General features: G+C 43.3%; 16 protein-coding genes and 2 other RNA genes. 7 read left to right on the top strand and 11 right to left on the bottom strand.

The genetic code is table 11. From position 1 onward, the window contains the following. Window positions 1-230: 230 nt before the first annotated feature. Genes F0232_RS18800 through F0232_RS18785 form a run of 4 tightly spaced genes read right to left on the bottom strand, consistent with a single transcriptional unit; the run spans window position 231 to window position 3,126 of the window. Window positions 231-680 carry a prepilin-type N-terminal cleavage/methylation domain-containing protein gene (locus tag F0232_RS18800; RefSeq protein WP_061033253.1) on the bottom strand — a complete coding sequence of 150 codons (450 nt, stop codon included), beginning with the start codon at window positions 678-680 and terminating at the stop codon, window positions 231-233. Next, window positions 670-2,010, bottom strand: a complete 1,341-nt coding sequence (locus F0232_RS18795) for a hypothetical protein (RefSeq protein ID WP_105059109.1) — start codon at window positions 2,008-2,010, stop codon at window positions 670-672. Before F0232_RS18795 ends, F0232_RS18800 begins: the two co-directional genes overlap by 11 nt. Next, a complete protein-coding gene (locus F0232_RS18790) occupies window positions 2,007-2,639 on the bottom strand; it encodes a PilW family protein (RefSeq protein WP_105059108.1) in 633 nt (210 codons plus the stop codon). The genes F0232_RS18795 and F0232_RS18790 overlap by 4 nt, the downstream gene beginning before the upstream one ends. Further along, complete coding sequence (locus tag F0232_RS18785) at window positions 2,620-3,126, bottom strand: GspH/FimT family pseudopilin (RefSeq protein ID WP_105059107.1); 507 nt, start codon at window positions 3,124-3,126, stop codon at window positions 2,620-2,622. The genes F0232_RS18790 and F0232_RS18785 overlap by 20 nt, the downstream gene beginning before the upstream one ends. A 102-nt stretch (window positions 3,127-3,228) precedes the next feature. Here F0232_RS18785 and F0232_RS18780 point away from each other — a divergent pair, with 102 nt between their 5' ends. Further along, window positions 3,229-3,660 (top strand): type IV pilin protein, encoded by a 432-nt coding sequence (locus F0232_RS18780; protein WP_105059106.1) that lies wholly within the window; start codon window positions 3,229-3,231, stop codon window positions 3,658-3,660. Between the two features lie 141 nt (window positions 3,661-3,801). Here F0232_RS18780 and dnaJ read toward each other — a convergent pair whose 3' ends face one another. The 4 genes from dnaJ to grpE form a co-directional block, all read right to left on the bottom strand. Continuing rightward, window positions 3,802-4,947, bottom strand: a complete 1,146-nt coding sequence (gene dnaJ / locus F0232_RS18775) for a molecular chaperone DnaJ (RefSeq protein ID WP_008224495.1) — start codon at window positions 4,945-4,947, stop codon at window positions 3,802-3,804. 284 nt (window positions 4,948-5,231) lie between these two features. Further along, window positions 5,232-7,145 (bottom strand): molecular chaperone DnaK, encoded by a 1,914-nt coding sequence (gene dnaK / locus F0232_RS18770; RefSeq protein WP_061033258.1) that lies wholly within the window; start codon window positions 7,143-7,145, stop codon window positions 5,232-5,234. Window positions 7,146-7,616: 471 nt separating this feature from the next. Continuing rightward, window positions 7,617-8,891: a dicarboxylate/amino acid:cation symporter gene (locus F0232_RS18765; protein WP_004737574.1), complete on the bottom strand. Its 1,275-nt coding sequence runs from the start codon at window positions 8,889-8,891 to the stop codon at window positions 7,617-7,619. A gap of 391 nt (window positions 8,892-9,282) precedes the next feature. Next, window positions 9,283-9,864 (bottom strand): nucleotide exchange factor GrpE, encoded by a 582-nt coding sequence (grpE, locus tag F0232_RS18760; RefSeq protein ID WP_105059105.1) that lies wholly within the window; start codon window positions 9,862-9,864, stop codon window positions 9,283-9,285. Between the two features lie 143 nt (window positions 9,865-10,007). Between grpE and nadK the strand changes: the two genes are divergently transcribed. The 3 genes from nadK to bamE all read left to right on the top strand — a co-directional run bounded on the left by nadK (window position 10,008) and on the right by bamE (window position 13,374). Further along, window positions 10,008-10,892, top strand: a complete 885-nt coding sequence (gene nadK, locus F0232_RS18755; protein ID WP_061033260.1) for an NAD(+) kinase — start codon at window positions 10,008-10,010, stop codon at window positions 10,890-10,892. A gap of 290 nt (window positions 10,893-11,182) precedes the next feature. Then, window positions 11,183-12,847: a DNA repair protein RecN gene (gene recN, locus F0232_RS18750; RefSeq protein ID WP_061033261.1), complete on the top strand. Its 1,665-nt coding sequence runs from the start codon at window positions 11,183-11,185 to the stop codon at window positions 12,845-12,847. A 167-nt stretch (window positions 12,848-13,014) separates the two neighbouring features. Continuing rightward, on the top strand, window positions 13,015-13,374 hold the full coding sequence (gene bamE / locus F0232_RS18745) for an outer membrane protein assembly factor BamE (RefSeq protein ID WP_004735159.1): 360 nt from the start codon (window positions 13,015-13,017) through the stop codon (window positions 13,372-13,374). Between the two features lie 184 nt (window positions 13,375-13,558). Here the strand turns inward: bamE and F0232_RS18740 are convergent, their stop codons facing one another. Together F0232_RS18740 and F0232_RS18735 are read right to left on the bottom strand one after the other, a co-directional pair. Beyond that, window positions 13,559-13,867, bottom strand: coding sequence for an RnfH family protein (locus F0232_RS18740; protein WP_105059104.1), 309 nt, complete (start codon window positions 13,865-13,867; stop codon window positions 13,559-13,561). Window positions 13,868-13,870: 3 nt separating this feature from the next. Then, window positions 13,871-14,299 (bottom strand): SRPBCC family protein, encoded by a 429-nt coding sequence (locus F0232_RS18735; protein ID WP_008223363.1) that lies wholly within the window; start codon window positions 14,297-14,299, stop codon window positions 13,871-13,873. A gap of 119 nt (window positions 14,300-14,418) precedes the next feature. Between F0232_RS18735 and smpB the strand changes: the two genes are divergently transcribed. From smpB to ssrA (F0232_RS18720), 3 genes are all read left to right on the top strand, one after another. After that, complete coding sequence (smpB, locus tag F0232_RS18730) at window positions 14,419-14,904, top strand: SsrA-binding protein SmpB (RefSeq protein ID WP_004737567.1); 486 nt, start codon at window positions 14,419-14,421, stop codon at window positions 14,902-14,904. Between the two features lie 65 nt (window positions 14,905-14,969). Then, window positions 14,970-15,326, top strand: a transfer-messenger RNA (tmRNA) gene (gene ssrA, locus F0232_RS18725). Window positions 15,327-15,537: 211 nt separating this feature from the next. After that, window positions 15,538-15,904, top strand: a transfer-messenger RNA (tmRNA) gene (gene ssrA, locus F0232_RS18720). Window positions 15,905-16,441: 537 nt separating this feature from the next. On the opposite strand, the gene F0232_RS18715 is transcribed toward ssrA (F0232_RS18720), so the two are convergent. After that, entirely contained in the window at window positions 16,442-18,262 is a 1,821-nt protein-coding gene (locus F0232_RS18715; RefSeq protein WP_004735155.1) for an ATP-binding protein, read from the bottom strand. Between the last annotated feature and the right edge of the window lie 621 nt (window positions 18,263-18,883).

Genomic DNA, 18,883 nt, shown 5'->3' with positions numbered 1-18,883 from the left:
ACACATATTCTATTAAAAGCCCCCATAAAAAGCACAAGATTCCACCCTAAATTCCATAAATGGAGACATATTTTGCAAAAATACCATACAACCACAACAATATAAAAACACAAAAAACACCATTCCATATACATGGATTTAACCAGTAATTAAACAATGTCCGAGGAGTGAAAATTGTCCGTAAAAGGAGTGGCGTAAGCCTTGGCATGCAGTAAACGTTTGCTTAGGGATCAGTCAAACTCACTGTATTTGGAAAGCATAGTTTCGAGATAAATACTTTGCGCGCGGTTCATACGATCTTGCCATGCAATTGTGACAGTAATGTTTTTGAGCGCGCCAGATAAGGCTCCGTTCGCATTGGTGACTTCACATGTCATCGAATACGCAGAGCCCGATAAACCGGATAAGGGATCTGAACTCGCAATGTTGAGACAGTAGCTCGATTGATTTAGTTCCTCAAAAGGAATAAGCCCTACCGCCCCACTAACATTGAGCGCGCGAGTTCGATAATACTCCATCTGCCTTTCCGCAAAATGCAAAGCTTCCACACTCTGGAGCGCATGATCCGACTTTTGTTCCGCATACACCTGTAATTTAACCAACCCTAACGACGCGACGCCAATCAGCAGAAAAGAGATAAGTACCTCTAGCAAACTGAAGCCAGAATTCTTAGAAATCACTCCATGAGCCTCGCTGCCATTGGTACGTAGAAGGCGGGTCACTTGGGTTCGAATCCGCACGAAAATCCATGTCCATATCCCCCACTATGGTCGTCACTCCCGAGGGAGAATCAAAGATAAGACCACCAGAAGGCAAACCAGAAGCAAATTGAATCCCGACACTCTTTTTAATCACGCTAGCCTCATCGATGTCTTTGATAAAGGGAGCAAACACGTTGTTAGCTACAAGTGAGTTCCAGAAATTATCGACTCTCGTTTTCACATGGCTCTTTTGATAATCAACCAAGTGATAAATCACCCCGTTGTAAGTCATGGCTCCATTCAGCGCGAGCACACCATCTTGAATCACGAGAAGTTGAGATGGGTTATTTGCAGCTGCTACCGCTGCATTGATGTGACAATTACCTTCAATCCATAGCCCTTTGGTTTGGCCTATCGTAAAGTGCTCCATGATCTCAGGGCCACACTCCGTCGCGTTCAATAGCTGAACATGCTTAAACAAGTCCGTATCTTGCGACAGATCGAGAATATTTTGTTCCGTTCTAGCCATACCAAAGAAGGTGTAAAACGGATTCATATTAGGATCTGGATTAAAGTCTTTCATGAACGGCGGTGGATTGGTTCCTTGATAATAGTCAGGGGCAGAGATCGAATAAGTACTGCCTGAAGTACCTTTCGGGATCGCCGTTTTATAATCGCTGTGACAAACGCCATCAAAGCCAGAAAAAGGGCCATCAGCTGCTGGATCCTTAACTTCTAACCCCAACACCTGCGTTGAATCACCATGAGTCGCATCATATTGATAAGTAAACAGATCAGCGAATGAGACACTGACACACTCATATTCATTACCACTGATTGGCTCTTCTTTCGCTGTTGGCTTGAGACTCAACGTACCAACTATCTCTATTGGCCCCGTCGACTGGATTGCTCCCGTGCCTAACTGAGACTGTTCTCTTATCGTCTTATAAAGGGAGTTGGTGTTCGAAGAAGACGTCACCAAATAAGCACTAGAACTAGCACTGCTCGATACATCGATTTGAGGCTGATTTTGATAAGGAGAACACCAATCTTCAAAGTCGGCTGGACGAGTACTGGCATCTTGAATATCAGCAACCGTCTTATCTAATTCAAGCAGATAAGCGTAAGTGCACTCTAAACCACCTTCCGATCGCCAATGTGCTTGCCTACCTTGAACTTCATTTTGAGCCACTTTCATCTGATGGAAAATGCTTCGATAGGAGCCTAGCGTTACAACTAAGGCTCCAAGCAAAAGCACCGATGTAATCAACAAAGTCACAATGCCATGCTGCTTTGCATACCTCCTCATTGCCAATTCCTCTGCTTAATAGAAACAGACACCGACTTGGTCACCGCTGCAGTTGGAATTGATGCGGTAATACTAATATCCGTAAGCGTGCTTTTAATTGAGTTCTGCTCTAACACCCGAGACGTAATGTTGAACTCATCGACATCCATAATCGTGTCATCAAACAGTGAATAGCAGCCAGTAACCTCTTCAAACGTGGGGATCGCCTCTGATACCGTAGTGCCCTTCTCGCATATTTGCAGCTTGGTGCCGTTTTTTTGGTAAACAATATTGCGGTGTTTTTTATTGCCGCTCGAACCCTCTCTGAAATAAACAAAGCCGACCGCAACGCCTCCACTCACTTGAATCGTATTGCTTGCACCAGACAACTTGATTGAGTATCCGTTTGAGCCGTCGTAACCCGCTCGTTGAATGTCTTCTTTCATCACTTGCATGGTGCTGGTTAGGTTTTGTAGCAGCAGCAACTCAATGCCTTTGTCCTTGGCTATTCTCTGCCCTGTAATAAAAACACTGCCGATAATCGAGATAGCGAAGACACCAATCACAGAGGCCACCATTAACTCAACTAATGAAGTCCCTTGTTGCTTGCTCAGTCCTACCACGACAGGTTTAACACGCATCATAGCCATACTGCGCATTCGACTCACCACACACTTTTATGCGCCCAGGAGGGCTAGATAATTTAATCAATAAACGGCCGGTTGAAGATGCATTGGGAGAAAGGTAGATCGTGCCTCTAGCTGGCCTCCCCCTAACACTCTCAAAGCTGATTCTTTCCCCTGTGTAGTTGTGAGAAAACGAGACATCGCGAAATGGTTCACCCGACAACTGCAGCAAAGTTTCTCCAGTGAGATCTTCCGTCGGCTTCAACCATACCGTCCAATCACCAGTCGATTGCACTTCATTTTTTGCGGTAGAGAAATGCACCCAGAGATCCTGATTCCTTTTCACCGATTCAGACTTAGCTTGAATTAAGAAGCCGTTGAGCTCCCCTGCCAACCGCTGCATCTTGACGGATTGAGTCACCGAACTAAAACTCGGGGCAGCCGTCGCTATCAGTATCGACAGTACCGATACCGTTATTAACAGCTCTAATAAAGTAAACCCGCGAGTCATTTCCCAAATTCCTATGTAATTCAGTGCGTAACCGTATTTAATCTTGCAGCGATGCTACCACCGGAGAAGAATGTACTGGGTTATGAAAGGAAACTACTCGCGATGATTCGAAAAAATATATGCAACAGCAACAACATAAGCATGAGAGGGATGACATTGATCGAGTTATTGCTGGCTGTCGTCATCATGGGAATACTTGGGGCTATCGCTTACCCGAGTTATACCAACCATGTCATGAAGGCGCATCGTGTCAACGCGTTGGCCGACATGACCAAAATACAATTAGAGCTGGAAACCCTATATACAGATGACTATGAATCCGCAGCACAGGGGATTATCTCCGCCGGGACGTGCAGCTTTTGCGATACCGATACAAGCCGATACACACTCGCTATCTCAGCAAGCAGCACTACCTATATCATTCAAGCTGAGCCGCACGCACCACAGACAAACGATGACTGCTTAGACTCAACGACTGATATTTTAGAGTTACACCACTCTGGGATCTCGGAACCAGAAGCATGTTGGAAGTAATGAGATAAGCCAATTAATCTCATGCATTACCTGTTATCTTTTTCTGTTTTCTACAAACACAAAAAAACCTGCTACATGAGCAGGCTTTCTATTTTCATCATTAAGTTAAAGTATCAATAACTTAAGAGTCCAATAACCTAATTACTTAGTCAGGTCATCGAAGAAGTTTTTAACGCCACTGAAGAAACCTTCAGACTTAGGCTTGTGCTTGCTTGCCGCTTCGCCGCCACATGTCTCTTCAAACTCACGTAGAAGTTCTTTCTGACGAGAGCTTAGCTTAACTGGCGTCTCAACTACTAGTTTAACGATTAGGTCACCCACACCGCCGCCACGAACGCCTTTCACGCCTTTGCCACGCATACGGAACATACGGCCCGTTTGTGTCTCTTCTGGCACCTTAAGGTTTACACGACCATCCAGTGTTGGAACTTCAACTTCACCGCCTAGAGCAGCCATAGAGAAGCTTACTGGTACTTCGCAGTAAAGGTTGTTGCCGTCACGTTCGAAGATGTTGTGCTCTTTTACGTGAACTTGTACGTATAAGTCGCCAGCTGGAGCACCTTGCTCTCCCGCTTCACCTTCGCCAGATAAACGAATACGGTCGCCAGTATCAACACCAGCAGGGATCTTAACGTTAAGTGTTTTCGTCTTCTGCTTACGGCCTTGACCGTGACAAGAGTTACATGGGTCTTTGATGATCTTGCCTTTACCGTTACAAGTAGGACAAGTCTGTTGAACCGCGAAGAAACCTTGACGCATTTGTACTTGGCCGTGGCCATGACAAGTGCCACAAGTTTGCGCAGAAGAGCCTTTCTTCGCGCCGCTACCATCACAAGTGTCACATTCAACCAGTGTTGGTACTTCAATCTCTTTTGATACACCACGAACCGCTTCTTCAAGAGTCAGTTCCATGTTGTAACGTAGGTCTGAACCACGTTGTGCACGTTGTTGACCACCACCACGACGACCACCGCCGAAGATGTCGCCAAATACGTCACCGAAGATATCACCGAAGTCACCTTGACCGCCGCCGAAACCGCCGCCGCCACCCATGCCGCCTTGTTCAAAAGCTGCGTGACCATATTGGTCATAAGCTGCTTTCTTTTGAGGATCGGTTAGGATCTCGTACGCTACTTTTACTTCTTTAAATTTGTCCGCTGCGCTCTCATCCCCCTGGTTACGGTCCGGGTGGAATTTCATAGCTAAGCGCTTGTACGCTTTTTTAATATCGCGCTCTGATGCATCGCGGCTTACGCCTAATACTTCGTAAAAATCACGTTTTGACATGTTCTAGGTCACCAAAATAATTGCTACTACCGAAAAGTAACTTCAGTAGTCTGTGTATCAATCTAGATAAAAGTTCTGCCGGCTGAATCACCGAATAAAGCTATTATCTAGATCGACAAGTCTAAATACAAATTTACGGGCGTGAGAGTTACCTCTGACGCCCGTATTAATAAGTCTTCGAGACAAATTTCTAAGCAGATAGCTTGAGTTCTAGAAGGAAGCGCGTAGCCTACGCTAGTAGGTGAGCACTTCCGACAACGAAATCAGGCTACTCTGCGACGAAATTATTTTTTGTCGTCTTTAACTTCTTCGAACTCAGCGTCTACCACGTCGTCGTCTTGCTTAGGTTGCTCACCCGCTTCAGCGCCAGCTTGCTGTGCTTGAGCTTGTTGTTGAGCGATTTCCATTAGCTTCTGAGCTGCTTGCATAAGTTCTTGAACTTTAGCGTCGATAGCTTCTTTGTCGTTACCAGACTTAACTTCTTCTAGTGCCGCGATAGCTGCTTCGATCTTCTCTTTCTCGTCTGCAGGTAGAGCTTCACCAGCTTCTTCTACTTGCTTCTTAGTACCGTGAATCATTTGGTCAGCTTGGTTACGTGCAGTTACTAGCTCTTCGAACTTCTTGTCCGCTTCTTTGTTAGCTTCTGCTTCTTGTACCATTGCTTCGATCTCTTCCTCAGACAGACCGCCTGATGCTTGGATAGTGATCTTCTGCTCTTTACCAGTCGCTTTATCTTTCGCAGATACGTTTAGGATACCGTCAGCATCTAGGTCGAAAGTTACTTCGATTTGTGGCATGCCACGTGGTGCTGGTTGGATACCTTCTAGGTTGAACTGACCAAGAGACTTGTTGTAAGTCGCTTGCTTACGCTCACCTTGTAGTACGTGGATAGTTACCGCGCTTTGGTTGTCTTCAGCTGTAGAGAACACTTGATCCGCTTTTGTTGGGATAGTTGTGTTTTTCTCGATTAGCTTAGTCATTACGCCGCCCATCGTTTCGATACCGAAAGATAGAGGAGTAACGTCTAGAAGTAGTACGTCTTTAACGTCACCAGCTAGTACACCACCTTGAACTGCAGCACCCATTGCTACTGCTTCGTCAGGGTTCACGTCTTTACGTGGCTCTTTACCGAAGAACTCAGATACTTTAGCTTGAACCATAGGCATACGAGTTTGACCACCAACTAGGATAACGTCAGTGATTTCGCCTACAGATAGGTCAGCATCCGCTAGAGCAACTTTTAGAGGCTCAAGAGAACGTTGTACTAGGTCTTCAACTAGAGACTCAAGCTTCGCACGAGTCACTTTGATGTTCATGTGCTTAGGACCAGTCGCATCAGCAGTAACGTAAGGTAGGTTTACGTCAGTTTGAGTAGTAGAAGAAAGCTCGATTTTCGCTTTTTCTGCTGCTTCTTTAACACGCTGCATTGCTAGTGGATCAGCTTTAAGGTCGATACCTTGCTCTTTCTTGAACTCATCTACTAGGTAGTTGATCATGCGGTTATCGAAATCTTCACCACCAAGGTGAGTGTCACCGTTAGTTGAAAGAACTTCGAAAGTCTTCTCGCCTTCTACTTCATCGATTTCGATGATAGAGATATCGAATGTACCACCACCAAGGTCGTATACAGCGATAGTGCGATCACCACCTTGCTTGTCTAGGCCGTAAGCTAAAGCAGCAGCAGTTGGTTCGTTGATGATACGTTTAACATCTAGACCAGCGATACGGCCAGCATCTTTAGTTGCTTGACGTTGAGCATCGTTAAAGTAAGCAGGAACAGTTACAACTGCGCCAGTTACTTCTTCGCCTAGGAAGTCTTCAGCTGTTTTCTTCATTTTCTTAAGAACTTCAGCAGATACTTGAGGAGCAGCCATTTTTTGGCCTTGCGCTTCTACCCATGCATCACCGTTGTCAGCCTTAACAATGTTGAAAGGCATGATTTCGATATCGCGTTGAACTTCTTCATCTTCAAAACGACGACCGATTAGACGCTTGATAGCGAACAGTGTGTTTTGAGGGTTAGTAACAGCTTGACGTTTTGCAGGTTGACCAACTAACGTTTCGCCTTCTGTGTATGCGATTACTGATGCTGTTGTGCGTTCGCCTTCAGCATTTTCGATTACGCGTGGTTTGTCGCCGTCAAGAACAGCAACACAAGAGTTAGTAGTACCTAAATCAATACCAATGATTTTACCCATCAGGCTATCTCCGAAATATATTCTATTAAGTTTTTGCTATACCCACTGATGTGGGGGTGGTAATTAGAGATTCAACCCTAATACACAAAATTAAAGTGCAAATACAATTTGCTTTCGTATGCACCATAGATAAGGGCTCACGATACCTTTTCAAGGGTAAAAACGGATTTTTTTACATTTAATTTAATAAAAAGAATGATTAGGTAAGAATGCATCTCATTAACACACTAATATCCCCCTTAATTCGATTCAAAAGCCCCGTTTTACCTTGTGTGGACGACAGCTGGTGTTGCTGTACAAGCCTTATGGCTAACAATCGACGCTAATAAAAAACTCAACGCAACCGCGCTGCCCCACAGTACTCCAAATAAGATTTACAGTTATCACCCAATAAAAAACGGAGCCACTTGGGCTCCGTTTTCAATCAAGGCTTTCTACATAGACATTGTCTATGGAGGGAAGAACTTTTAATTAAGCTTCTGCTTTCTTCAGCTCAACTTCTTCATCTGCTTCAACGCCAATTTCGTTTTCAGATTTAGCAACGATAGTGTTTACCGCTGTGTCACCCACTACGTTTGAAGAAGTACAGAACATGTCACAGATACGGTCAACAGCAGCAACAATCGCTAGACCTTCTGGTGGCAAACCTAGTTGGTGCAATAGAACACCGACCATCACAACACCGCCACCAGGAACACCACCAGCACCGATAGACAGTAGCAGGATAGTTAGACCTAGAGTAAAGATATCAGCAGTGTTGATTGGCTGACCAAATGCGTTTGCTACGAACATAGTTGCTAGTGCGATGTAGATAGATACACCAGACATGTTCATTGTTGCACCTAGTGGTACACCGAAGCCCGCTACTGACTTAGATACGTTTAGCTTGTCAGTAAGAGTGCGCATTGTTACTGGGATTGTTGCATTCGAACTTGCAGTAGATAGTGAGAATAGAACTTGCTCACGAGTTGCACGTAGGAACTGCTTTGGAGAAATACCAGTGAATGAACCCACCATCATTGGGTAGAAGAAGAAGATCCAGAACACAAGCATTGCAACAACAAGCGCTACGTAGCCAGCTACTGACATTAGCGTGTTTGCATCTAGTGTCGCACCTAGTTGAATCATAAGAGCGAATACACCGTATGGCGCTAGGCTCATTACTAGGCCGATAAGCTTCATCATGATTTCGTTAGCCATCTTGAACGTCTTGATAGCAGGGCCACCACGAGAATCAAGCGCTTGAATAGCAAGACCAGTCAGAATCGCCATGAAGATGATTTGTAGCATGTCGCCGCTTGCGAATGCTTGTACTGGGTTGCTAGGAACGATGTTCACAACAAGAGAGAAGATATCTGGTGTTTCTGTTGTTGTAAGTGCAATCGTCTCAGAAACCGTACCTGCTAGGTTTGCACCAGCGCCAGGTTGGAAAATAAGACCAATCGTTAGAGCAGCAGAGATCGCGATGATGGTGTTAATAATGTAAAGACCAAAGGTTTTACCACCAAGACGACCAAATGAACGGATATCCTTTAGTTCAACGATACCGCAAACAATAGATACATATACAAGAGGCACTACCAACAACTTGATAAGTGATACGAACATACCACCAGCGCCTTCCGCAGCACCAAGTAGGTAAGTGTCAAAAATAGCGATTCCGCTGAATAGGTACTGAATAGCAGTACCAATAATCAGGCCGACAAATAGGCCTACAAAAATCTTACTTGAGAGCGATTTATCCATCGTTCTTCTCCAGTTTGTTGTGTTTAAAATTTGTACTTTTATAGTTGTATATGCGAGTAATATCGCTATATGGCAGTGGATTTTACATACAAAGATAACAATTAAAAGCATTTGTTTACAAAAATATCACAAGTGTGACATCAAAACATTTTCTCATTAACAACCAGTTTCATAACACAAAACTCTAAACCGCTGTTCTGTATGAAATAAAAGGAACGGCATCCTTAATGCACTTTGAAGGACTATTTACGCGGACTCTCAAATGCCAGGCACAAAAAAAGAGAGGCATAAACCTCTCTTCTTATTTCACATCAACTAGTGAATTATGTTGTAACTGCAGTTCGCTTGATCAGTAAAAAGTCGAACCTTTCACTATGCAAGCACCACTCAATTACTTAGCAACCATTACCATTGCAGGACGAACTACACGACCGTTTAGCTCGTAGCCTTTTTGCATCACGAACATAACCGTGTTTGATTCGTGATCTGGGCTCTCTTGGATAGACATCGCTTGGTGGAATTCAGGGTTGAACGCTTCACCTTCAGGGTTGATCTCTTTAAGACCAAACTTAGCAACTGTGTCTACGAATGTTTTGTGCGTAAGCTCAACACCTTCGTATAGTGGCTTAACCACTTCGTTTTCAGCGTCTGCAGCTTGCATTGCACGCTCAAGGTTGTCGATAACAGGCAGTAGGCCTTCAGCAAACTTGTTCAAAGCGAATTTACGCGCTTTATCAATTTCTTGCTCGCTACGGCGACGCATATTTTCAACTTCAGCTTTAGCGCGAAGAACAGAGTCTTGCTGATCTTTCACTTTAGTTTCGCTAGCTAGCAATGCCGCTTCTAGTTGAGCAATCTTTGCTTCCTGCTCATCAGCAGCGTCTGCGTTCAGTTCAGCTTCTTCAACTTTTTCTGCTTCAGCAATGATCTGATCTAGTTCTTCTTCGGTTACTTTGTTTTCTTCGTTGCTCATGATATCTCCAGAATTCGTTTCCAATGCAAGTGACAGGCGGGTTTGCGCCTCAAATTGATATAAAACACTCGCATAGACGTTCAACTTGCCTTTATTATGGGGATGAAGAATTTTGATTCAAGCCTAATTCGTTTGGAAACCTTATGAAAAAGCCATTTGAAGTGATCGCCATTATTGGTAAACCTCGAGATCAGCAAGCAATTCAGACTCATAGAGAACTCTATCAGTGGTTGAGTGCTGAGGGTTATCAAGTGTTTGTTGATGACAGACTCGCCAGTATTTTAGACGATATCCCAAAAGAACATTTTTCTAGCCTGGTCGACTTAGGTAAACGTGCCGATCTCGCCATTGTAGTCGGTGGTGACGGAAACATGCTCGGCGCCGCTCGAATCTTGTCTCGTTTCGATATCTCAGTGATTGGTGTTAACCGAGGTAATCTTGGCTTCCTGACCGATCTCAACCCGGAAAACTTCCAGAGCGCGCTAACTGATGTTCTCAAGGGCGAGTTCATGGAAGAAGAACGCTTCCTGCTTGAAACAGAGATCCACCGTCATGGCCAAATAAAAAGCCATAATGCAGCGCTCAACGAAGCAGTACTTCACCCCGGGCAAGTCGCGCACATGATAGAGTTTGAAGTGTATATCGACGACAGCTTCGCATTCTCGCAGCGTTCTGATGGTTTGATAGTGTCGACACCAACAGGTTCTACCGCCTACTCACTTTCTGGCGGCGGCCCTATCTTGTCATCCAGCTTAAATGCCATCTCTTTGGTGCCCATGTTCCCACACACGCTTTCAAGCCGACCGCTTGTTGTCGATGGAAAGCGCCGCATCAAGCTGATCGTATCGCCTGATAACCGCGGCACTCAAGAAGTCAGCTGCGATGGCCAAATCTCGCTACCGGTATCTCCAGGCGACGAGATCCACATTTACCAAAGCCCAAATGTGCTCAAACTGATCCACCCGAAAGACTACAACTACTACCATGTTCTACGTAACAAACTGGGCTGGTCAAGTAAGCTGTTCTAACTAAACGGCACTAGCAACAACCGAAAACTTCAAAGGCTGACGATATTCGTCAGCCTTTTTTATTACCTGTATAACACCCGCCAACTCTGCCTTCACGCCAACCCTTGAGATCGTCATTCACAAGAAGGAGGAACGACTGAGTTGGGAATCTATAGTGGTTTCAGTGATCTACAGACAAGTACAATTCTGAGAGCTATCACAAAAAATTTTCACCTGTCGACTTTACTGTATAAAGAAACAGTATATACTGAACTTATATACAGTATTGTTCAGTTATACAGGTAAATAAAATGCTGGCTCATTTAAGTGTTAATAATTTCGCTATTGTTAAGTCTTTACAGCTAGAACTTTCTAAAGGCATGACAACAATCACCGGGGAAACTGGTGCGGGTAAATCTATTGCAATCGATGCTTTGGGTTTGTGTCTTGGAGGGAGATCCGATGCAGGAATGGTTAGACAAGGTGAAGAAAAAACCGAAGTCAGTGCTGCTTTTTTACTTGAGAACAATCTGCACGCAACTCGCTGGTTAGAAGATAACGAACTTCTAGACGGCACGGAATGCATCCTGCGCAGAACCATCTCTAAAGAAGGTCGCTCTCGTGCATTCATTAACGGTAGTCCAGTTCCTCTTTCACAATTGAAATCACTAGGACAACTGCTGATCAACATTCATGGCCAGCACGCGCATCACCAGCTGATGAAAAGCGACTACCAAATGGCAATGCTTGACCAATACGCGGGCCATTTAAACCTATTGAAATCGACACGTAACGCTTATCAAACTTGGCGCCAAGCAGACAACCACCTAAAAGAGTTACGTGAAAACAGCCAACAAAACCAAGCTCAAAAACAGCTTCTTGAATACCAAATCAAAGAGTTAAACGAGTTATCTATTGGGGAGGAAGAATATGAAGAGCTCGAACAAGAGCATAAGCGCCTCGCCAATAGCGGAGAATTGGCCTCAACCTGCCAGCAAGCTATCGAGCTTATTTACGAAGGTGAAGAAGTTAATGCGCTTGGTATTCTGCAATCGGCCAATCACTCCCTAATTCAACTAGCAGAATTAGATGAGCGACTTGCTGAATTACCAAACCTACTTTCTGAAGCCATTATTCAGATTGAAGAGACCAACAGCGAGCTAAGAACCTACCTTGATAGCATCGACGTAGACCCTGCTCGCATGGCTTACGTTGAAGAGCGTTTCTCTAAAGTGATGTCGATGGCGCGTAAACATCACGTATTGCCTGAAGAGCTGTACAAACACCACCAAGACTTACTACAACAAGTAGAAGCGCTGGATTGCTCTGATGAGAAGCTCGAAGAGTTAGCGAATGACGTTGAAAACCAATACCAATCATTCGTAGCAAAATCTGAGAAGCTACATAAATCTCGCGTTCGTTACGCTAAAGAACTAAACAAGCTGATCACGCAAAGCATGCATGAACTGAGCATGGAAAAAGCGCAGTTTGCGATTGAAGTAAACAACACCAACACTCACCCTTCACCATTGGGTATGGATAACGTGACCTTTATTGTCTCTACCAACCCAGGTCAACCGATGCAGCCAATCGCTAAAGTGGCGTCCGGTGGTGAGCTATCACGTATCTCGTTAGCGATTCAGGTGATCACTGCACAAAAAGTAGATACACCAAGTCTGATTTTCGATGAAGTGGATGTGGGTATCAGTGGCCCAACCGCCGCTGTAGTTGGCAAGATGCTACGTAAACTAGGTGAATCAACTCAGGTAATGTGTGTGACTCACTTACCTCAAGTTGCCGGTTGCGGTCACCAACAGCTGTTTGTGGCAAAGAACACGAAATCAGGTAAAACCGAAACTCAAATGCATACACTTGATGAGCAACAGCGCGTTTCAGAGCTGGCTCGACTGCTTGGTGGCAGCCAAATCACCGAGTCGACTCTTGCCAACGCAAAAGAGTTATTAGTCGCCGCTTAGATTAAATCTTCAGCAACTTTCTGATAATTTACCGAAAAATATTGGCAATTTTGCAACTAAATTCAAAATTGCCAGTCATAACAAGCTCAAAGCGCAAGGAGCTTTTTACTTCTTGCTGGAGCTTGTTTATTATCAGGCAGTATTTTAGCGAAGAAAGATCTCAAACTATGCGAATTAAAAAGTGGTTAGTTGCAGTTCCACTTGCACTAACAATGTTGACCGGTTGCTCTCTACTAGAGAAGTTGGTTTATCGAATTGACATCAATCAGGGTAACTATGTTGAACAAGAAGCTGTCGACCAGCTCAAGTTTGGCATGACAAAAACACAAGTTCGTTACGTTATGGGCTCACCTATGCTTATCGAAAATGGCTACCCAGATACGTGGTACTACATTTACCACCACCAAAAAGGTCATGAAGACCCGATTCAGAAAAACCTCGTCGTGAACTTTGATGCTACTGGCACCCTAGTTACGATCAACGGTGATTTTGAAGCCAGTGATGAGTTCTTCGAAAGCCTTCGCTAGCTTTCAATAGACAAGCTCTCAGCTGATAAAGCTACCCGTAGACAAAGTAAGAATCTTAAAAGCCTGCTCACTGAGCAGGCTTTTTAATATTTGCTTACAAATTAACCCGCCGAATCTCACTCACAGACATAAAAAAGCTCGCCAATGTGGCGAGCTCTCTGTGAATTCAATCCGTTTTTCGATGCTATTTAGCAGCAGCGGCTTTTGCTTGTTCGGCACGTTTACGGCGAATCTCTTTTGGATCAGCCAGCAGTGCACGGTAAATTTCAATTCGGTCTTTATCACGAACCGTTGCATCTAGCTTAACGTTGCGGCTGAACACGCCAACCTTGTTTTTCGCTAAGTCGATCTCTAGGTAAAGTTCCAAAACACCAGACTGCGCAATAATCTCTTCAACGGTCGCGTTCTTGTTCACAACCAAAGTAAACACACGCTGCTCATGCGGAAGTGCAAACACAACTTCTACGTGGATCATATCTGATTCAATAGTCATGGTTTAGTAAACCTGTTTCGCTCGTTGAGTAAATGCGCTCACCATGTTGGTCGTTAGCTCATTGAAAATCTTACCAAATGCCATTTCAATCATTCGGCTAGAGAATTCAAACTCTAACTTAAGCTCGACCTTACAGGCCTGATCATCCAACGGGGTAAAATACCAACCGCCTTGCAGTTTCTTGAACGGGCCGTCCACCAGCTCCATCAAGATCTCAGCGCCATCCGCTAAGCGGTTAGACGTTGTAAATGTTTTGCTGATACCGGCTTTAGAAACATCAACCGAAGCCACCATAGCGGAATCTGAAGATTCGATCACACGAGAACCAGAACACCCTGGCAAAAACTCAGGATAACGAGCAACATCATTGACCAAGCTAAACATCTGGTCGGCACTAAATGAAACTAATGCTGAACGAGTAACCTTTGGCATATAGACTCCTGTTAAAGACGGCGTTACATTAACACAAACTGCAATTTTAATTGTATTGGGCCAGAGCGCAAATAAAAAGGATTCCCCAACTAGGGCGCAATCCGTATAATGAGGCCATTATGGCAAAGAATAAATCAAAATCAAAAGCCGGTAGCAATACCATTGCGCTTAATAAGAAAGCTCGCCACGAATATTTCATCGATGATGAGATAGAAGCGGGGCTTGAGCTACAAGGCTGGGAAGTAAAATCCCTACGTGAAGGCAAAACGAATATCGCAGAAAGCTACGTTTACATCCGTGATGGCGAAGCATTCATTAGTGGTATGACAATCACTCCGCTTACTCAAGCGAGTACTCATATCGTGGCGAACCCAACACGTGTCCGTAAACTCCTAATGTCGAGAAAAGAGCTCGACAACCTATTCGGTCGTATTAACCGTGAAGGCATGACACTTGTCGCAACCGCACTTTACTGGTCTCGCTCTTGGGCGAAGATTAAGATCGGCGTAGCGAAGGGTAAAAAGCTGCACGATAAACGTACTGATATGAAAGAAAAAGATTGGGCGAGAGATAAAGCACGAATTATGAAGAGTAATTTGCGCTAATTTTAAGCACTTAAACGCACAGTGCTAGACAGAGTAAGCTTTTCTGGTACTATGCGAGAACACTTGGGGCTGATTTAGGATTCGACAGGAATTTTGAAGTCTGAGGTGCATGCCGTGGGGCGGTTGGCCACGTAAAAAGCCGCAAAAAAATAGTCGCAAACGACGAAAACTACGCACTAGCAGCTTAATAACCTGCTCAGAGCTCTCTTGCCCTAGCTTCCGCTCGTAAGACGGGGACCAACAAGAGATCAAACCCAAACAAGCTAGCGTGGCTTCTCCCACCTGAGAGGAAAAGCGCGAATTATAATTCAGGTTAGCCTTTAACTAGCGTGTCGGTTCGCAGGTTGCTGGTGAATTTAAAGATCGACTAAGCATGTAGTACCAATGATGAATAGTTTTTGGACGCGGGTTCAACTCTACCATCAAGTCTTAATTTTAGTGTCTTTTTATGAAAAGCCTTACTGAGTAAGGGTTCAACGACAGTTTATCTGGTAATCGTATTTTTCATAAAACATTGCATAAATTCTTGGTTATGATTATATTATTCATAACTTTAGTAAGCGAATAAGTCGTTTTATGAACCTCAGATTCATAAAATGCACCGTATAAATTGCGAATCGATTTATACACAACGGGGGTGATTTAGGATTCGACAGGAATTTTGAAGTCTGAGGTGCATGCCGTGGGGCGGTTGGCCACGTTAAAAGCCGCAAAAAAATAGTCGCAAACGACGAAAACTACGCACTAGCAGCTTAATAACCTGCTGAGAGCCTCTTTGCCCTAGCTTCCGCTTGTAAGACGGGGAACAACAAAGAGTCAAACCCAAACGAGCTAGATCGGATTCTCCCGCCTGAGAGATGAAGTTCGAAATATAATTCAGGATAGTCATTTACTAGCGTGTCGGTTCGCAGGTACTTGGTGAATTTAAAGATCGACTAAGCATGTAGTACCAATGATGAATGATTTTTGGACGGGGGTTCAACTCCCCCCACCTCCACATTCGAGAAGCCGTATATTCAGTGAATATACGGCTTTTCTTTTATCTAGAACTTTAGTTTTCTAAACCTTTAGTCGCTTATTGAATCGACCAAGATTTCTTACACACTTTTTCAGTTCTCTTCCAATACTTGCATTAAAAATGTATGAAGAATCGATGACGATAACTATCGGCTGAAAATCTAGCTACAACACAATGGCGCACTTCTATGTTAGAAAGTGCCACGGTAAAAAATTCAATCTGAGAAGCCTCTGGACAGAAATCATTTAGGGTCGATGGTCTAAATAACCCTCAATTCATTACTTTATGTATTCTGAACCAGCCAAGCCCACACTACATGTGAAAATCAGTAATGAATAAATACTAATAGGCAAGGTTCTATGTTTTGCCTTATTCTATTTAAGCTGCATCCCCCCTTCAGACAACAGTTCCGATATTTCCCCTCTACAGACGACGTAAAAAATAGCGCATTCTAGCATTGAGGCTATCTCTTTTACTCAAAGAATCAACTCCTTGATTCAATATGAGTCGGACTGACATCTATTCCAACACGACATGATGATCACGACTCGCATTACAAGCCAGCGTTACGCTGCGTGCTATTAACTCCCCTAAAGAGTCTAATTGTAAGGGCTTTGTTATTACTCCATTGGCACCAGCGTCCACGAATGCTATGGCTGTATCTTTGGTAACATCAGCGGTACATCCAAGAATAATACCCTGAAAAGCATGCTCATTTCGTATTAATTTTGTCGCTTCTATGCCCCCCATTTGTGGCATTTGATGATCCATCAAGATTACGTCAAAAGAACATTCGCGCACCCTTTTAACAGCTTCTATACCATTAGATGCAATATAGGTAGTAAACCCTAACTTTTGACACAATCGTTGAGCAACAAGCTGATTAACACGGTTATCCTCAACGATAAGGACTGACTTACCGGAAAAGTCTTTTTCGCCTGAGAGCGTTCTTTGATCTCGGAGGGTGGTTACTCTTGGGCTTATCACCTTTGCCACAAAGCAGCTTCCTGAACCTAACTCACTTGTAACAGTAATATCCCCCCCCATTGATAAGCATATTTTTTTCACGATGGATAAACCTAACCCTGTACCTCCAAAATCGTGCATCGTTCTAACATCTGCTTGTTCGAACGCATTAAAAATGCCTTTTAAACGATGGGATGGTATGCCAATTCCGGTATCAGATACCTGAATACAAAGCTCATTTTTATCACTTTCATATTTTAAAACAACCTTAACCTGTCCATCAGAGGTGAACTTGATGGCATTACCCACTAAATTGTAAATAACTTGACGTATACGAGTTTTATCACCGACTAAAATTAGATCTTCAGGCAAGCTATTGGTGTCGAATATAAGCTGAAGTTTTTTTTCAGAAGCCTGTGGTTGAAAAGAATTTTTTATAGGGACCAATAGTTTGCTTAGCTCAAATTCTTCCTGAACAAAAACTAAACTTCCTTGTTCTAGATTTGAAAAATCAAGAATTTCGTTTATCACCACCATTAGGTGTTCACCTGACTCCAATAGCGTATCTAAGTGCGTCTGAATACTTGGATCTTTATTATCCGATATGAGTAACTGTGTCATTCCTATAACACCATTCATTGGAGTTCTTATCTCATGACTCATTGTTGCTAAAAACATAGACTTAGCTAAGTTGGCTTCCTCTGCCTTATTTACAGCTACCTGTAATGCTAGCTTGGTCTTCTTCAACTCTATAATGTAATGATTGAGATAAAGAAAAACGGCAGAGAATATTAAAATAATGAATAGTATTAAAGTATAGACGGCTGCTTTACTGGTTAAGAAGATGTTATCCATCAAACGTTCATGAACATGTTCCGCTGCTTCATCCATCTCTTCTGAAAACACCTGCCTCTCTAATTCGATTAATGAAACCTCTGGTACTATCTGTTGTTTTGCTTTAAGCATTTTATCAAGCAATACCAACTGTTTATCCGCAGTTTTTACGTACTCCTCAACTACAGAAGGGAGGGGATTTCCTACCCAAATCATTTGAGGAAATCTAACGTTAATGTCGTTGCTAGCTTCTTTTAAAGTGTTTAACTCAGAGGTTAGCTTTTGTATTTCAGAAAGTAGTTTATTTATCTTGTGGTCACCATCTTCTCTCTGAGTTAAATGTATATAGCTTCTCATGTGGACAAGGCTTGCAGAATGAGCAACGATTGAGCTTTCAGTGGCCTCTAGAAGGGAGTTTTGAGTTTTAAATGAAAAGAAAAAACTGAGAGTTATGCCTATTGCTAGCGCAATTAAAGCTTCCATAACATTGAACTTTTGTGAGTATTTATAATTCACTTGAGTCCTCCAGATGAAATTCATGGATAACAGGTATAAAGCTTTCTTTTTCAATATAATAAAAAAAGCAAGCAACCATCAATAACCAAACAATTAATGTTACCCATACCAATACGTTTGTTTTATTCACCTTCCAGCACCTCTTTTTCTCATATGCATAAAGTTTAGAAGAGGATAGCTTTAGTGGCTACTCAAGTTTCGTGACATAAGTCACCGGAGATAAAATGCTATATATGAGATACTTAGTTTTAAAAAGGGTAAAAAACCTAAAAGAGGTACAGCGAAAAGTTGAAGTTTAAAAATTGCTCCAACTACGTAGTAACACATCTCGGAGCACAAATGTTTAAAATAGTTGGAGTAATTCGCTTTTTCCCGAAGCGACCTTACCGATATAGAAAATCATTTTTGCTGCATGAGTCTTGTTGTCGGTACATGAGCATGATTTGGGTAAATTCCGGTTGTCTACGAACGTGAATGTCATAACCGAAAGTGATAATGGGGCAGATCTGCGTTACGTTGATCACATACGTTGATCTACACCTGTCATTACTGAGGGAACATGACGGGATAAGTACCAACCGATTCTGTCATGCCTTTATATTCTAGTATTCATATCGTTCAACTGCCTCACACATCGATACTCAT

Source organism: Vibrio sp. T3Y01, from assembly GCF_013114525.1.
In the GTDB taxonomy this organism is placed as follows: domain Bacteria; phylum Pseudomonadota; class Gammaproteobacteria; order Enterobacterales; family Vibrionaceae; genus Vibrio; species Vibrio chagasii_B.
This window is presented reverse-complemented; position numbering and strand designations above follow the sequence as displayed.

Coding starts and splice junctions, on each gene's coding strand:
- F0232_RS18795 (WP_105059109.1), bottom strand. CDS start 2,010: ATGAGGAGGTATGCAAAGCAGCATGGCATTGTGACTTTGTTGATTACA.
- F0232_RS18790 (WP_105059108.1), bottom strand. CDS start 2,639: ATGGCTATGATGCGTGTTAAACCTGTCGTGGTAGGACTGAGCAAGCAA.
- F0232_RS18785 (WP_105059107.1), bottom strand. CDS start 3,126: ATGACTCGCGGGTTTACTTTATTAGAGCTGTTAATAACGGTATCGGTA.
- F0232_RS18780 (WP_105059106.1), top strand. CDS start 3,229: ATGATTCGAAAAAATATATGCAACAGCAACAACATAAGCATGAGAGGG.
- dnaJ (WP_008224495.1), bottom strand. CDS start 4,947: ATGTCAAAACGTGATTTTTACGAAGTATTAGGCGTAAGCCGCGATGCA.
- dnaK (WP_061033258.1), bottom strand. CDS start 7,145: ATGGGTAAAATCATTGGTATTGATTTAGGTACTACTAACTCTTGTGTT.
- F0232_RS18765 (WP_004737574.1), bottom strand. CDS start 8,891: ATGGATAAATCGCTCTCAAGTAAGATTTTTGTAGGCCTATTTGTCGGC.
- grpE (WP_105059105.1), bottom strand. CDS start 9,864: ATGAGCAACGAAGAAAACAAAGTAACCGAAGAAGAACTAGATCAGATC.
- nadK (WP_061033260.1), top strand. CDS start 10,008: ATGAAAAAGCCATTTGAAGTGATCGCCATTATTGGTAAACCTCGAGAT.
- recN (WP_061033261.1), top strand. CDS start 11,183: ATGCTGGCTCATTTAAGTGTTAATAATTTCGCTATTGTTAAGTCTTTA.
- bamE (WP_004735159.1), top strand. CDS start 13,015: ATGCGAATTAAAAAGTGGTTAGTTGCAGTTCCACTTGCACTAACAATG.
- F0232_RS18740 (WP_105059104.1), bottom strand. CDS start 13,867: ATGACTATTGAATCAGATATGATCCACGTAGAAGTTGTGTTTGCACTT.
- F0232_RS18735 (WP_008223363.1), bottom strand. CDS start 14,299: ATGCCAAAGGTTACTCGTTCAGCATTAGTTTCATTTAGTGCCGACCAG.
- smpB (WP_004737567.1), top strand. CDS start 14,419: ATGGCAAAGAATAAATCAAAATCAAAAGCCGGTAGCAATACCATTGCG.
- F0232_RS18715 (WP_004735155.1), bottom strand. CDS start 18,262: ATGAATTTCATCTGGAGGACTCAAGTGAATTATAAATACTCACAAAAG.